At 50.8% G+C, this 13,730-nt stretch carries 16 protein-coding genes; 8 read left to right on the top strand and 8 right to left on the bottom strand.

Annotated elements, in window-relative coordinates; genetic code table 11:
- The first annotated feature begins 97 nt into the window (after positions 1–97).
- The 4 genes from EYY67_RS15695 (at position 98) to EYY67_RS15680 (ending at position 4,452) form a co-directional block, all read left to right on the top strand.
- Positions 98–2,245: a lysine decarboxylase LdcC gene (locus EYY67_RS15695; protein ID WP_131693847.1), complete on the top strand. Its 2,148-nt coding sequence runs from the start codon at positions 98–100 to the stop codon at positions 2,243–2,245.
- Positions 2,246–2,331: 86 nt separating this feature from the next.
- Entirely contained in the window at positions 2,332–2,721 is a 390-nt protein-coding gene (locus tag EYY67_RS15690; protein ID WP_131693846.1) for a VOC family protein, read from the top strand.
- 7 nt (positions 2,722–2,728) lie between these two features.
- Positions 2,729–4,075 carry a tRNA lysidine(34) synthetase TilS gene (gene tilS, locus EYY67_RS15685; protein ID WP_131693845.1) on the top strand — a complete coding sequence of 449 codons (1,347 nt, stop codon included), beginning with the start codon at positions 2,729–2,731 and terminating at the stop codon, positions 4,073–4,075.
- A 56-nt stretch (positions 4,076–4,131) separates the two neighbouring features.
- On the top strand, positions 4,132–4,452 hold the full coding sequence (locus EYY67_RS15680) for a c-type cytochrome (protein ID WP_131693844.1): 321 nt from the start codon (positions 4,132–4,134) through the stop codon (positions 4,450–4,452).
- A 66-nt stretch (positions 4,453–4,518) separates the two neighbouring features.
- Here the strand turns inward: EYY67_RS15680 and rof are convergent, their stop codons facing one another.
- Entirely contained in the window at positions 4,519–4,779 is a 261-nt protein-coding gene (gene rof / locus EYY67_RS15675) for a Rho-binding antiterminator (RefSeq protein ID WP_095923198.1), read from the bottom strand.
- Positions 4,766–4,966, bottom strand: a complete 201-nt coding sequence (locus tag EYY67_RS15670) for a YaeP family protein (protein WP_015696108.1) — start codon at positions 4,964–4,966, stop codon at positions 4,766–4,768. Before EYY67_RS15670 ends, rof begins: the two co-directional genes overlap by 14 nt.
- A 215-nt stretch (positions 4,967–5,181) precedes the next feature.
- Between EYY67_RS15670 and EYY67_RS15665 the strand changes: the two genes are divergently transcribed.
- From EYY67_RS15665 to nlpE, 3 genes are all read left to right on the top strand, one after another.
- Positions 5,182–5,742 carry a YaeQ family protein gene (locus tag EYY67_RS15665; protein ID WP_095923197.1) on the top strand — a complete coding sequence of 187 codons (561 nt, stop codon included), beginning with the start codon at positions 5,182–5,184 and terminating at the stop codon, positions 5,740–5,742.
- Positions 5,709–6,158 carry an alternative ribosome rescue aminoacyl-tRNA hydrolase ArfB gene (arfB, locus tag EYY67_RS15660; RefSeq protein ID WP_408637201.1) on the top strand — a complete coding sequence of 150 codons (450 nt, stop codon included), beginning with the start codon at positions 5,709–5,711 and terminating at the stop codon, positions 6,156–6,158. Before EYY67_RS15665 ends, arfB begins: the two co-directional genes overlap by 34 nt.
- A gap of 66 nt (positions 6,159–6,224) precedes the next feature.
- Entirely contained in the window at positions 6,225–6,902 is a 678-nt protein-coding gene (gene nlpE / locus EYY67_RS15655) for an envelope stress response activation lipoprotein NlpE (RefSeq protein ID WP_131693843.1), read from the top strand.
- A gap of 78 nt (positions 6,903–6,980) precedes the next feature.
- On the opposite strand, the gene proS is transcribed toward nlpE, so the two are convergent.
- The 6 genes from proS to metN form a co-directional block, all read right to left on the bottom strand.
- Positions 6,981–8,699 (bottom strand): proline--tRNA ligase, encoded by a 1,719-nt coding sequence (proS, locus tag EYY67_RS15650; protein WP_119822813.1) that lies wholly within the window; start codon positions 8,697–8,699, stop codon positions 6,981–6,983.
- A gap of 118 nt (positions 8,700–8,817) precedes the next feature.
- The gene (gene tsaA, locus EYY67_RS15645; protein WP_131693842.1) at positions 8,818–9,525 is read right to left on the bottom strand and encodes a tRNA (N6-threonylcarbamoyladenosine(37)-N6)-methyltransferase TrmO; all 708 of its coding nucleotides are present in this window, start codon (positions 9,523–9,525) and stop codon (positions 8,818–8,820) included.
- Entirely contained in the window at positions 9,522–9,929 is a 408-nt protein-coding gene (gene rcsF, locus EYY67_RS15640) for an Rcs stress response system protein RcsF (RefSeq protein ID WP_015696113.1), read from the bottom strand. The genes tsaA and rcsF overlap by 4 nt, the downstream gene beginning before the upstream one ends.
- Positions 9,930–10,114: 185 nt before the next feature.
- The gene (locus tag EYY67_RS15635; RefSeq protein ID WP_095923192.1) at positions 10,115–10,930 is read right to left on the bottom strand and encodes a MetQ/NlpA family lipoprotein; all 816 of its coding nucleotides are present in this window, start codon (positions 10,928–10,930) and stop codon (positions 10,115–10,117) included.
- 62 nt (positions 10,931–10,992) lie between these two features.
- A complete protein-coding gene (locus EYY67_RS15630; protein ID WP_015696115.1) occupies positions 10,993–11,646 on the bottom strand; it encodes a methionine ABC transporter permease MetI in 654 nt (217 codons plus the stop codon).
- Positions 11,639–12,670: a methionine ABC transporter ATP-binding protein MetN gene (gene metN / locus EYY67_RS15625; protein ID WP_095923191.1), complete on the bottom strand. Its 1,032-nt coding sequence runs from the start codon at positions 12,668–12,670 to the stop codon at positions 11,639–11,641. The genes EYY67_RS15630 and metN overlap by 8 nt, the downstream gene beginning before the upstream one ends.
- Before the next feature lie 178 nt (positions 12,671–12,848).
- Here metN and gmhB point away from each other — a divergent pair, with 178 nt between their 5' ends.
- On the top strand, positions 12,849–13,415 hold the full coding sequence (gene gmhB, locus EYY67_RS15620; RefSeq protein ID WP_095923190.1) for a D-glycero-beta-D-manno-heptose 1,7-bisphosphate 7-phosphatase: 567 nt from the start codon (positions 12,849–12,851) through the stop codon (positions 13,413–13,415).
- Positions 13,416–13,730: the final 315 nt, after the last annotated feature.

Raw genomic sequence — 13,730 nt, 5'->3', positions numbered from 1 at the left:
TCTTTTCACCTTAAACTCAATGGCGAAGGGTACCCTGCAGGGACTAACCGTGTTTCTATAATTACCTGAGAGAATTAACAACAGAAGGATTTGTCCGATGAATATTATCGCTATCATGCGCCCGGAAGGGGCCTACTACAAAGATGAGCCAATCCGTGAACTGGATAGCGCACTGACGCTTCTCGGGTTTCAGATCATTTATCCGCGCGATCGGGCTGATCTGCTCAAACTCATTGAAAACAACGCCCGCATTTGCGGCGCTATTTTCGACTGGGATCAGCACAGCGAGGAGTTGTGCACAGCCATTAACGAGCTGAATGAGTATCTGCCGCTGTATGCTTTCATCAATACACATTCGACGCTGGACGTTGATGTGAACGAAATGCGCATGGTGCTGTATTTCTTTGAATATGCCCTGAGTGCGGCGGAGGATATTGCCAAACGCATCCGCCAGTACACCGATGAATACATCGACACCATCACGCCGCCGCTCACCAAAGCGTTGTTTACCTACGTGGAAGAGGGGAAATATACCTTCTGTACACCGGGGCATATGGCCGGTACGGCATTTCTGAAAAGCCCGGTCGGGACGCTGTTCTATGATTTCTTTGGCGCGAAAACGCTGAAAGCCGATGTGTCGATTTCGGTGACGGAACTGGGTTCCTTACTGGATCACACCGGACCGCACCTCGAAGCGGAAGAGTATATCGCCCGCACATTTGGCTCCGAGCAAAGTTATATCGTCACCAACGGGACCTCGACAGCCAATAAAATTGTCGGAATGTATGCCGCACCGGCGGGCAGTACGGTATTGATTGACCGCAACTGCCATAAATCGCTGGCTCACCTGATGATGATGACCAATATCGTGCCGGTCTATTTGCGGCCGAACCGTAATGCCTATGGCATTCTCGGCGGAATTCCTAAGCGGGAATTCACCCGCGAAAGTATCGAGGCGAAAATCGCACAGACTGAGAATGCCACCTGGCCCGTCCATGCGGTGATCACCAATTCCACGTACGATGGCTTGCTGTACAACACGGATTACATCAAAAGTACGCTGGATGTGCCGTCGATTCATTTCGATTCCGCCTGGGTGCCATACACCAATTTCCACCCGATTTATGACGGTAAAAGCGGGATGAGTGGCGAACGAATTCCGGGAAAAGTCATCTACGAAACGCAATCCACGCATAAGTTACTGGCGGCTTTCTCACAGGCTTCGATGATCCACATTAAAGGGGATTACGATGAAAGCACCTTTAATGAAGCTTATATGATGCACACCACCACATCGCCGAACTACGGCATTGTGGCTTCCGCAGAAACTGCCGCAGCAATGTTGCGGGGCAATCCCGGGCGTCGCCTGATCAACCGCTCGGTGGAACGTGCGCTGCATTTTCGTAAAGAGATCCAGCGGCTGCGTGAAGAAACCGAGGGCTGGTTCTTTGATATCTGGCAGCCCGAACATATTGATGAAGCCGAATGCTGGCCGCTGAATCCGGATCAAAACTGGCATGGTTTCGCGAATGCAGATACGGATCATATGTATCTGGATCCGATCAAGGTGACGATCCTGACACCCGGTATGGATGAAACAGGCAAACTGGAAGAAGAGGGGATCCCGGCCGCATTAGTGGCGAAATTCCTCGATGAACGCGGCGTGGTGGTGGAAAAAACCGGGCCGTATAATCTGCTTTTCCTGTTCAGCATCGGCATTGATAAAACCAAATCCATGAGCCTGATGCGCGGGTTGACCGATTTCAAACGCAGTTACGATCTCAATCTGCGCATCAAAAATATGCTGCCGGACCTGTACGCAGAAGATCCTGATTTTTATCGCAATATGCGTATCCAGGATCTGGCACAAGGGATCCACAAACTGATCGTCCGCCATGACCTGCCGCGTTTAATGCTGGAAGCGTTCGATGTGTTGCCGGAAATGAAAATGACGCCATATGAAATGTTCCAGCATCAGGTTCGTGGTCATATTGATGAATGCGACATTGATGAACTGGTGGGCAAAGTATCAGCCAACATGATCCTGCCTTATCCTCCTGGCGTGCCGGTGGTGATGCCGGGTGAGATGATCACGGAGGAAAGCCGCGCGGTACTCGATTTCCTGATTATGCTTTGCTCGATCGGCGAACGTTACCCGGGATTTGATACGGATATTCATGGAACCCGTCTCACAGAAGACGGGCGCTATCTGGTGAAAGTCTTAAAACTTCCGGAAGCCAGCTAACAAACCGCCCTCTTCATGAGGGCTTTTTATTGACGAGTTCAGACGCCCTGAGTAACGTGCACATCAGAAATCAACAGGACATGACAATGCTAAATCTTCGCCAGATCCATCACATCGCCATCATCGGTACTGATTATCAGACTAGCAAACGTTTTTACTGTGACATTCTCGGGTTCACGTTGCTGGGCGAGTTTTACCGCGAAGAACGCGATTCCTGGAAAGCCGATCTGGCGCTGAACGGTCAGTACACCATTGAACTCTTTAGTTTTCCGCATCCCCCGGCCCGGCCAAGCCGTCCTGAAGCCTGCGGATTGCGCCATCTGGCGTTCAGTGTGGAAGATATCGGACAGTCTGTTTCCGCGCTGACGGACGCGGGAGTTATCTGTGAACCGGTAAGAACCGATCCTTATACCGGGAAAAAATTCACATTCTTCAACGATCCTGATGGATTACCCCTGGAACTGTACGAATCCTGATAATTCTATGAACTCAAAAACAGCCGCAACATTCCTTGCTGAACATCTGCGCACGAAGATCGGCAACGCGCGAAAGCTGTGCGTGGCGTTCAGTGGCGGCCTGGATTCCTCGGTTCTGCTGGCCGGGGTGGCCAGGTTGCGCGACAGTACACAGCCTGATATCGAATTGCGCGCGCTGCATATCCATCATGGATTAAGCCGTTTTGCGGATGACTGGGTCGTTCACTGCCAGACGTTTTGTCAGCAACGCAATATTCCCTTCTCCGTAGTAAAAGTGCAGGTCAATGCGCAGGAAGGTGGGATTGAAGCGGCGGCGCGAACGGCACGTTATCTGGCATTTTCTGAAAATCTGACTGACGGCGAAGTATTACTGACTGCGCAGCATCTGAATGACCAATGCGAAACCTTCATGCTGGCGCTTAAGCGTGGCAGCGGGCCAGCCGGTCTCTCGGCGATGAGCGCCGACAGCTCCGCTCACGGCTATCGTTTATTGCGGCCGTTGCTTGATCTCAGCCGAGAACAGCTTGAGGCATACGCGGCGCAGCATCAGCTGAACTGGATTGAAGATGACAGTAACCGCGATGACCGTTTCGATCGTAATTTTTTGCGCCTGCAAATTCTGCCCGATCTCTATGAACGCTGGCCGCACTTTGCTCAGGCTACCGCCCGCAGCGCCTTGCTTTGCGCAGAGCAGGAAGCATTGCTTGATGAGTTACTCAGTGAATCTCTGGAAACCCTCACCGATCGGCAGGGGAGCTTGTCCGTCGATGGCCTGAGTCAAGTTTCGGCAGTGAGACGCCCGGCGTTAATACGCCGCTGGCTGGCAACCTGTGGCGCAAAAATGCCCTCGCGTGAACAATTGCAGAGAATATGGGATGAAGTGGCACTCAGCCGCGAAGATGCGCAGGCGCAGTTAGTGCTGGGTAAACGGGTCGTCCGGCGTTTTCGTCAGCGTCTGTATTTATTGCCAGAATTTCAGTCCCTGAGGGAACTGGTTATCCGCTGGGATCCGGCGGAAAAACTGATGCTGCCGGACGGGCTGGGCTTTCTTGCTGTCGATCCTGATCTCACCGCAGAGGTGAATGGCTGTGCGATTCGACAGCCACGTGCTGATGAAACGATCACTGTGCGGTTTCAGGCGCAGGGAATGATCGAAAAAGTCGGGAGGGATCGCGCGCGTCAGGCTAAAAAATTGTGGTCAGAGTTGGGGATACCTCCCTGGCAGCGGGATCGTATCCCGTTGATTTATTACAATGAACAACTGATGGCTGCGCCGGGGTGGTTTATTACCCGCCAGGCTCTGGCCGAAAATAATGAAGCGCAATGGCAGGTTATCTGGTCGGTTGCGTCATAAAAATGAAAGATTTAGTTGGGCGAAGGTGATTCGTCCGCGGAGGCGTAATGCAGGTAATGGCAAAACTCATGGCAGGAATCGCGGGACTTGTGCTCGCAAGTACACCGGCGCTGGCGGGCGGGAATATCGCTGACGGGCAGGCTAAGTCCGCCAGTTGCGCGGCATGCCACGGTGCAGCGGGAAAAGCCGTTAATTCGATTTACCCTAATCTGGCCGGGCAAAATGCAGATTATCTGGCGCTTTCGCTGCATGCTTACAAGAAAGGTGACCGAAGTGGCGGGCAGGCTGGTGTGATGCAGGCTTTTAGTTCGTCATTGTCCGATCAGGATATCAGTGATTTATCGGCTTATTACGCCAGTCTGACGCCGCTGAAATAGGGCTGTCGCAGAAATGCAAACGGGCAATCCTGAGATTGCCCGTTAGGTAAACTGAGACGGTTGTCGCTATTCTGCGCTGACGACAACGGTGCCAATTTCCGGATGGCTAAAGCTTTCAATGTGATCCAGACGCAGATCCCGTTGTTCGCCGTTCGCCTCTACCACCAGATATTCCACTTTCTTACGCATTAATAGATCGTTCGCTTTAGCCTCAACGACTTCTCCACTACGTAGCTTCAGCGTCAAAACCAGGTGATGCTGGCAGGCGAGCTCGAGATTATCGTAGTCATCACAATTGATGGGTTGGTACTCATCATTCATCGACATAATCGCTCACCAATAAGTTAGCGGCGGCGTAGGCCGCCTGGTCCCTAACGGAAGACGGAAGTTCAGCATTTGCTGCGACTTCGTCCAATGCTTTCAATACACAGCCCAACGCATCGGGCACATATCCAAGATCGCCACTGGCGATTTCGGAATATTTACGGCGTACCAACTCACAGTATTGTTGCATAAGTTCTCCCTAAAAAGCGTATCCCTCTGAGGAAAGCGCAGAAAGATAAGCTCTCAGTATTTAACGACTATAGCACAGGAGAGTGTGAGTTATTAGCAGCCCTGTAAAGGTAAATCGTTTGCGTAAAGCCATTATTGAGGATAACCATCGGGGGAAAACTGGTCGCGGCAGGATGCTTTCAAGTACACTGTGCGTCTATTATCAAGGGGTTTACCATGGCGTTAAAAGCAACCATTTATAAAGCAGCGGTCAATATCGCTGATATGGATCGTAATTTCTTTCATGACGCCAGCCTGACTCTGGCACAGCATCCTTCAGAAACAGAACAACGCATGATGCTGCGTCTGCTGGCATGGATTTACCATGCCGACGAACGACTGACTTTTACCCGCGGACTGAGTGCCGAAGACGAGCCTGAAATCTGGCGTAAGAATGACCACAATGGCATCGAGTTATGGGTCGAACTGGGTTTACCTGATGAGAAGCGTCTGAAAAAGGCCTGTAACCAATCGCGTGAAGTCGTCCTTTACGCGTATGGTGAGCGTGCGGCGAAAGTCTGGTGGTCGCAAATCGAAGGGAAAGTCAGAGGTTTTGAGAACCTGCGCATCCGTTATTTAGAAGATGAGTTGTTGAATCAGCTGACTGCTTTTGGCAGCCGGACCATGAATCTACAGGCGACGTTGCAGGACGGAACTATCTGGCTTTCTGATGCTCAGAGTAATTTGGAAATTCATTTTTCTGAATGGAAAGAGTCTGTTGTAAAAGAAACCAGGTAATCAGCGTGCTAATCCTTTCTGAAAAACTGGAAATACCCGACAGCGAGATCGAATTAACGGCGATCCGTGCGCAGGGTAACGGCGGTCAGAACGTCAATAAAACCTCAACGGCTATCCATTTACGCTTTGATATTAAAGCGTCGAGTTTGCCAGAATATTATAAAGAGCGGTTACTGGCGTTTAATCATCATTCTGTGACCGCTGACGGCTGGGTGATTATCAAGGCTCAGGAATACCGGAGTCAGGAGATGAATCGTGAAGCGGCTCTTGCCCGCTTGAGCTCATTGATTTCGCAGGCGATGGTTATTGAAAAACCGCGCCGGGCAACAAAACCGACCCGGGGATCGAAAATTCGTCGGGTAGAAAGTAAGGTTCGCAAAGGTGCGACGAAAGCATTGCGGGGCAAGATTCGTTAGCCCTAAATTCGTGCTGCAGGACATTTTTTATCGCAGCACCGGGATAAAAGCAGTAGGGGAGAAACTGTGAAAAAAATCATTATTAGTGCAGTGCTGGCGCTCGGGGCGCTGTCACTGTTTGGCTGTCATACCGCCGCGTTTAATCATGAAAAACCCTTGCAGGCGATGCAGCAAAGTTACAGCGGCGTATTGCCTTGTGCCGACTGCAGTGGCCTGAAGACGTCACTTTTCCTTCAACAGGACGGAACCTATATCCTGCAGGAAATTTATCAGGGAAGTAAAGACGGCGATCAGGCGTTCGCCAGTTACGGAAGTTGGGCACGGACGGCTGATAAACTGGTACTGACTGGAAACGATGGTGAGAAACGCTACTTCCATCCGAAAGATGAAAATCTGGAAATGCTGGATCAAAGCGGGGAGCCGATCACCTCCACATTCAATTACACGTTGAAGCCGGTGCAGCAGAATTTGCCGAAGACGCCGATGGCATTGACCGGAATGATGCAATACAGCGCCGATGCGGCATCCTTTAAGGATTGCGCGACCGGCAATGTATTCCCGATGTCAGCCAATAAATCGCTGGAAGAAGGGTATCTTGCAGCGCGGAAAACCCCGAATCAGCTGGTCTTTCTTTCAATGGACGGACATTTCATGACAGAACCGTCAATGGAAGAAGGGCAGATGCAGAAGGCTGTAGTGGCAGATAAAAATGTCAGGTTTGATGCCACCAAATCCTGTCCGTAATGACGCTCACTGAACTACACAAAGAAAAATGCCCGCATTATGCGGGCATTTTTACAGGCAAATGATCGTCAGCTGATCTTAACGCGGGATCTGGCTCAGCAGATACTCAACGATATCACTTTGTTTGATCATCTGTTTTTCGCCAGTGCGACGGTTTTTGTATTCCAGCTCTTCAGCATCCAGATTACGATCACCAATCACCACGTGATGCGGCACACCGATCAGTTCCATATCCGCGAACATGACGCCCGGACGTTCTTTGCGATCGTCGAGGATCACATCAATACCGTGTGAGCGCAGTTCTTTGTACAACGCTTCTGCGGCATCTTTCACGCGGAAAGATTTATGCATGTTCATTGGCAGAATAGCGACCTGGAATGGTGCGATAGCATCCGGCCAGATAATGCCGCGATCGTCATGGTTCTGCTCAATCGCCGCAGCGACCACACGGGTCACGCCGATACCGTAACAACCCATGGTCATCACCTGGTTTTTGCCATCTTCGCCCTGAACGGTCGCGTTCATCGCTTCTGAGTATTTTGTCCCCAGCTGGAAGATATGACCGACTTCAATCCCGCGTTTGATCACCAGCGTACCCTGACCATCCGGGCTTGGATCGCCTGCGACCACGTTACGGATATCGGCGACTTCTGGCAGCGCAGTATCGCGATCCCAGTTAATACCGAAATAGTGTTTACCGTCGATGTTTGCGCCTGCGCTGAAATCGCTCATGGCGGCAACAGTGCGGTCGGCAACAATTGGCATTGGCAGATTTACCGGGCCGAGTGAACCCGGGCCAGCCGCAACGATTTCACGAATTTCAGCTTCTGTTGCAAAGGTCAGTGGTGACGCCACTTGCGGCAGTTTTTCGGCTTTGATTTCGTTCAGCTCATGATCACCGCGAACCAGCAGGGCGACCAGCTTATGGCCGCTTTCCTCTGTTGCGTGAACCATCAGGGTTTTCACGGTTTTCTCAACCGGAACCTGGAACTGTTCAGTCAGTTCAGCAATGGTTTTTGCGTCCGGCGTTTCAACAACACGCATCTCTTCGGTTGCAGCAGCACGTGGCGTACTTGGTGCCAGTGCTTCAGCAAACTCAATGTTGGCGGCAAACTCAGAAGAGTCAGAGAACACCACATCATCTTCGCCGCTTTGTGCTAGTACCTGGAACTCATGGGAGGCGCTGCCGCCGATAGAACCGGTATCCGCCAGCACGGCACGGAAATCCAGACCCATGCGGTTGAAAATCTGGCTGTAGGCCGCGTACATCGCGTCATAGGTTTCCTGCAAAGATTCCTGCGTCGTGTGGAACGAGTAGGCATCTTTCATCAGGAATTCACGGGAGCGCATCACACCAAAACGCGGGCGAACTTCGTCACGGAATTTGGTCTGGATCTGGAAGAAGTTCAGTGGCAGCTGTTTGTACGAGCTGACTTCATTACGGATCAGATCGGTAATCACTTCTTCGTGGGTTGGACCCAGAACGAAAGGACGCTCGCCGCGATCAACGAAACGTAATAATTCCGGACCATATTGTTCCCAACGTCCGCTCTCCTGCCATAAGTCGGCGGGCTGAACTACCGGCATCGACACTTCAATAGCGTTCGCGTTGTTCATTTCTTCGCGTACGATGTTTTCAACTTTTTTGAGAACACGTAAGCCGGTCGGCAGCCAGGTATACAGGCCCGAGGCCAGTTTACGGATCATCCCCGCGCGCAGCATCAGCTGGTGGCTGATAACTTCCGCGTCGGCTGGCGTCTCTTTCAGTGTAGAGAGCAGATATTGAGTAGTACGCATGATGTGTTGGTTCCGTTAGCACTGCAAATTGCAATCGGGCTGCCATAGGCAGCCAAAACGTGAAAAGTGGCTTAGTTTACCAGCGAGTTGCTGTTGCCAAAAGAGACGCAGAGGAAATTTAGTTTTTGTCGAGGGACAATACCTGATTCAGAGAACCCACAACCCGCCAGCGGACATTAAATTCCAGCAGGCGAACAGCGTAATCGCGTTCTGCGGATTCCCCTTTGCGGTAAGCAGGACGCGGATCCTGACCTAAAACCTGCGTGATGAAACGGCGCAGATGTGGGTAGCGCCGCGCTTGTTCCGCCAGCTGTTGTTCAGCCTGAGGTAAAAACTCGACCGGCATATCGGCATCCGGCGCGTGCTGGGCAAACCCGGCGCGCGCATCAGGATGGCTTTCCGCAAAAGGCAGATAGGGTTTGATATCGACAACCGGCGTGCCATCCACTAAATCCAGACTGCCAAGTTGCAGAACGACATTCTGTCCCTGACAGCGGATCCCTTTCAGTTCAACCAGAGACATGCCGAGCGGGTTAGGCCGAAAAGTGGACCGTGTGGCAAAAACACCGGTGCGTGCATTGCCACCAAGGCGTGGCGGGCGAACCGTCGGGCGCCATCCTCCCTCCATCGTCTGATGAAAAATGAACATCACCCATAAATGGCTGAACTCTTCCAGCCCGCGAACGGCTTCAGGCTGGTTGTAAGGCGCATGCAGATGTAATTCACCGCCGCCATCCTGAATCAAACCAGGCTGACGCGGGACAGCAAACTTCTCTTTATAGGGCGAGTGAATTGTCCCTATTTGTTCAAAAGCAAAAGAGGTCATTTAAACGTGACGTTCAGGGCAGAACCCTGACAAATTGCCTGCTGGAAGCAGCCTGGCACACCGCTGATGATCTGGCACTGATGCAGCAACACGGCATTGGCTTTCATATAAGATGCGCGGGTCAGCATTCTCTTACGCGCCGTTGCCAGACTTGGCGGCGTATCGTTTTGAGCGCTCTGGCAGGACTCTCCGGAGACTTCACCCAGATCACGGAACGGCGTTCCGACTAAAGCTTCTGCATCTTTATACAGTTTTACAGGAGCAGGGCGCACTGGAGCCGGCTTTGGTTTGACTGGTTTTGGTTCTTCTTTAACAACAGGCGCAGGAGGTGTTGGCTGTGTGTGTTGAGTCAGGGAACAACCCGCCAGCAAAAGTGCCGACAAACAGAGAGGTAAAGCACGCATGGTATATCCTCTGCTTTTTAATATGTTTACAGGAAAGAATGTGGCGTTATTGAACCAAGGTATTGAGAAAATAACAAGGCGGGCAACTGCCCGCCTTGTTATTTATTTCTGAAAAAGGTCTTTGAGAAAGTAATATTTGAGAAATGAATCGCCCGGAGAAATCCTCAGCGGCTCATTTCACGTCATTACCAGCCTTTTACAGCGCCGCCGTTGAAGATTTTGTTCGCAGCAGCGTTCACTTCGTCAGACTGATACGCCTGAACGAATTTCTTCACGTTTTCTGCGTCTTTGTTATCTTCGCGTGCAACGATCAGGTTTACGTATGGAGAATCTTTATCTTCTACGAAGATACCGTCTTTTTCCGGCGTCAGGTTGATCTGGCTGGCGTAAGTGGTGTTGATAACTGCCAGTGCGATTTTCGCATCATCCAGTGAACGTGGCAGTTGCGGAGCTTCCAGCTCGACCAGTTTCAGGTTTTTAGGATTCTCAGTCACATCCAGAACGGTCGGCAGCAGGCCAACACCGTCTTTCAGTTTGATCAGACCTTGTTTTTGCAGCAACAGTAAAGAACGGCCGAGGTTAGTCGGATCGTTTGGCAGTGCAACCTGATCGCCATCTTTCAGTTCATCAATTGATTTGATTTTCTTAGAGTAACCCGCGATAGGGTAGACGAAGGTGTTGCCGACCGGCACCAGCTTATAGCCACGATCTTTAATCTGCTGATCAAGGTAAGGTTTGTGCTGGAAAGCGTTAACATCAATATCGCCTTTGCTCAACGCTTCGTTAGGCAATACGTAATCGTTGAATGTCACCAGCTCAACATCAAGACCGTATTTTTCTTTTGCCACTTTCTGTGCAACTTCAGCAACCTGCTGTTCAGAACCGACAATCACACCCACTTTGATGTGGTTTGGATCTTGTTCTTTTGGCCCGCAGCCAACTAAAGCCAGCGATCCCAGAAGCGCGCCGACAACTGCAATGGATTTGAATTTGTTAGACATGTCCTTTCCTCAATAAGCGGATAAAAATCATTCACAGGGTAGCTATTACCGCTGTTGTTTCGTTATTTATGTGTGACTGCTTTTACGATGCGGTCGCCACAAAACTGAATTAAATACACCAAAACCACTAACAGGACTAATACCGTATTCATCACCGTGGCGTCATAACCGATATAACCGTACTGATAACCGATTTGCCCCAGACCACCGGCACCGACAGCACCACCCATAGCAGAATAGCCTACGAGAGTGATCAATGTGATGGTGGCGGCATTGACCAGACCTGGCAGGGCTTCCGGTAACAGGATTTTACGGATGATCTGCATCGGCGTTGCGCCCATTGCGCGGGAAGCTTCCACCAGACCGCTTGGGATCTCCAGCAGGGCGTTTTCAACCATACGGGCAATAAAGGGTGCGGCACCCACAGTCAGCGGGACAATTGCCGCCTGTAGACCGATAGAGGTACCCACAATCATGCGGGTGAACGGAATCATCCACACCAGCAGGATAATAAAAGGAATGGAACGGAAAATGTTCACCAACGCCGACATCACGCGGTAGACATTTTTATTCTCTGCAATCTGGCCCGGACGGGTGACATACAGCAGCACGCCAAAAGGCAGACCCAACACAAAACCAAAGAAACCAGAGGTCAGCGTCATGATGACCGTTTCCCAGATACCCCGGCCCATTAACCACATCATTGCCTCAGACATAACCGAGCACCTCTACTTTCACCTGATTCTCATGCAGGAACTGAATAGCCGCCTGAGTGTTTTCTTCTGAACCGTGCATTTCCGTCAGCATAATCCCGAACTTCACACCGCCGGCATAATCCATCTGAGCACTGATAATATTGTTGTTAATGTCAAAGCGACGTACAGCTTCTGACAGCAGCGGAGCATCCACTGACTGACCTGTAAATTCCAGCCGCAGTAAAGGCACACGACCTTCTTCCGCTGTGGGGATCATGCGCACGGCGTAATCTTCCGGGATATCCAGATGTAAGGTCGACTGAATGAACTGCTGAGCCAGCGGCGTTTTAGGATGAGAGAACATTTCGCTCACTTTATCCTGCTCAATCAGTTTGCCATCGCTGATCACGGCAACCTGGTCGCAAATGCGTTTTACAACATCCATCTCATGAGTGATCAGCAGAATGGTCAGTCCCAGACGACGGTTGATATCTTTCAGCAGTTCCAGAATGGCGCGGGTGGTTGCCGGATCCAATGCACTGGTGGCTTCATCACACAGCAATACTTTAGGATTACTGGCCAGCGCACGGGCAATCGCCACACGTTGTTTTTGTCCGCCGGAAAGATTAGCCGGATAAGCGTCATGCTTATCTTCCAGACCGACCAGCTTAAGAAGTTCGGAGACGCGCGTCTTAATGTCTGCGGAAGAGAGATTATCGAGTTCCAGTGGCAATGCTACGTTGCCATACACGGTACGTGACGACAGCAGATTAAAATGCTGGAAAATCATGCCAATCTGGCGACGTGCACGGGTCAGCGCTTTCTCTGAGAAAGACATCAGATCCTGACCATCGACCAAGACCTGGCCTTCCGTCGGACGTTCCAGCAAATTGACGCAGCGGATTAACGTACTTTTCCCCGCGCCGGAAGAGCCGATAACGCCATAAATTTGTCCGGCAGGGACGTGAAGACTCACGTCAGAGAGCGCGACAATCTGGCGCGAACCCTGCTGGAAAACCTTGGTGATGTTTGAAAGTTTAATCATATTTTTTTTATTCTGTCTTTTTGCCGTGACGTGGTGAAATTAACTCTGCGGGGCTCTCCCCCGTAGCATGTCGTGGATGCTAAGGCGTCTAGACGTCTAAGTCAACCAGGTTAGCATTCTCACGGACATTGAAAACATGCGATACTGGCGCCGTTAATCAGCCATCAGGAGCAAATTCGTGGCACAACCTGTTTCAGCAATCTTTCTCGACCGTGATGGCACTTTGAATGTCGATCACGGTTATGTACATGAAATCGATGATTTCCAGTTTATCGACGGTGTCATTGATGCCTGCCTTAAATTAAAGGAAATGGGCTTTTTACTGGTGCTGGTCACCAATCAGTCCGGTATCGCGCGGGGTAAATTTACTGAAGAGCAGTTTATGACGCTCACAGAGTGGATGGACTGGTCACTGGCCGACCGCGGTGTGGATCTGGATGGTATCTACTTCTGCCCGCATCATCCGGAAGGTGCCGTGAAAGCGTTTACTCAGGTCTGTGATTGCCGTAAGCCGCAACCGGGTATGTTTTTGACGGCCAAAGAAGAGCTAAACATTGATATGGCCTCTTCTTATATGGTGGGCGATAAGCTTGAAGATATGCAGGCCGCTGCCGCCGCAGGCGTAGGACATAAGATTTTAGTTCGTACCGGTAAGCCTGTGACCGCAGAAAGTGAAAGTGCGGCGGACATGGTACTGGAAAGCCTTGCTGCATTGCCTTCCTTTATAGCAAAAGGGCAGAAATAGCAGCCTTTGGATAAAAAAACGGCAAACGAAATAAAACTGTATTTATTCGCTTGCCATTAAAATCCAACTCCCTATAATGCCGCTCCATCGACAGGGAACAACGTGAACAACATCACGAAGTAACCGGGTCGGAAAGATTAAAAACAGTGATGACCGGATGAAATAAACGGTTGACACTGAATGAGGAAAGCGTAATATACGCCACCTCGAGTTAGCAAGCGAAAGCGCGTAACTCACTGCTCTTTAACAATTTATCAGACAATCTGTGTGGGCACTCACAAGACGATATCAGCCACTTCGGTGGCAAAAAATATC

This window comes from Rahnella victoriana (genome assembly GCF_004330295.1).
Classification (GTDB): Bacteria; Pseudomonadota; Gammaproteobacteria; order Enterobacterales; family Enterobacteriaceae; genus Rahnella; species Rahnella victoriana.
Note: the sequence above shows the minus strand (reverse complement) of the source record. Positions and strands in the feature narration are given on the sequence as shown.

Excerpts from the sequence above, each read along its gene's own strand:
- EYY67_RS15695 (WP_131693847.1), top strand. The coding sequence starts at position 98 with ATGAATATTATCGCTATCATGCGCCCGGAAGGGGCCTACTACAAAGAT.
- EYY67_RS15690 (WP_131693846.1), top strand. The coding sequence starts at position 2,332 with ATGCTAAATCTTCGCCAGATCCATCACATCGCCATCATCGGTACTGAT.
- tilS (WP_131693845.1), top strand. The coding sequence starts at position 2,729 with ATGAACTCAAAAACAGCCGCAACATTCCTTGCTGAACATCTGCGCACG.
- EYY67_RS15680 (WP_131693844.1), top strand. The coding sequence starts at position 4,132 with ATGGCAAAACTCATGGCAGGAATCGCGGGACTTGTGCTCGCAAGTACA.
- rof (WP_095923198.1), bottom strand. The coding sequence starts at position 4,779 with ATGTCGATGAATGATGAGTACCAACCCATCAATTGTGATGACTACGAT.
- EYY67_RS15670 (WP_015696108.1), bottom strand. The coding sequence starts at position 4,966 with ATGCAACAATACTGTGAGTTGGTACGCCGTAAATATTCCGAAATCGCC.
- EYY67_RS15665 (WP_095923197.1), top strand. The coding sequence starts at position 5,182 with ATGGCGTTAAAAGCAACCATTTATAAAGCAGCGGTCAATATCGCTGAT.
- arfB (WP_408637201.1), top strand. The coding sequence starts at position 5,709 with ATGGAAAGAGTCTGTTGTAAAAGAAACCAGGTAATCAGCGTGCTAATC.
- proS (WP_119822813.1), bottom strand. The coding sequence starts at position 8,699 with ATGCGTACTACTCAATATCTGCTCTCTACACTGAAAGAGACGCCAGCC.
- tsaA (WP_131693842.1), bottom strand. The coding sequence starts at position 9,525 with ATGACCTCTTTTGCTTTTGAACAAATAGGGACAATTCACTCGCCCTAT.
- rcsF (WP_015696113.1), bottom strand. The coding sequence starts at position 9,929 with ATGCGTGCTTTACCTCTCTGTTTGTCGGCACTTTTGCTGGCGGGTTGT.
- EYY67_RS15635 (WP_095923192.1), bottom strand. The coding sequence starts at position 10,930 with ATGTCTAACAAATTCAAATCCATTGCAGTTGTCGGCGCGCTTCTGGGA.
- EYY67_RS15630 (WP_015696115.1), bottom strand. The coding sequence starts at position 11,646 with ATGTCTGAGGCAATGATGTGGTTAATGGGCCGGGGTATCTGGGAAACG.
- metN (WP_095923191.1), bottom strand. The coding sequence starts at position 12,670 with ATGATTAAACTTTCAAACATCACCAAGGTTTTCCAGCAGGGTTCGCGC.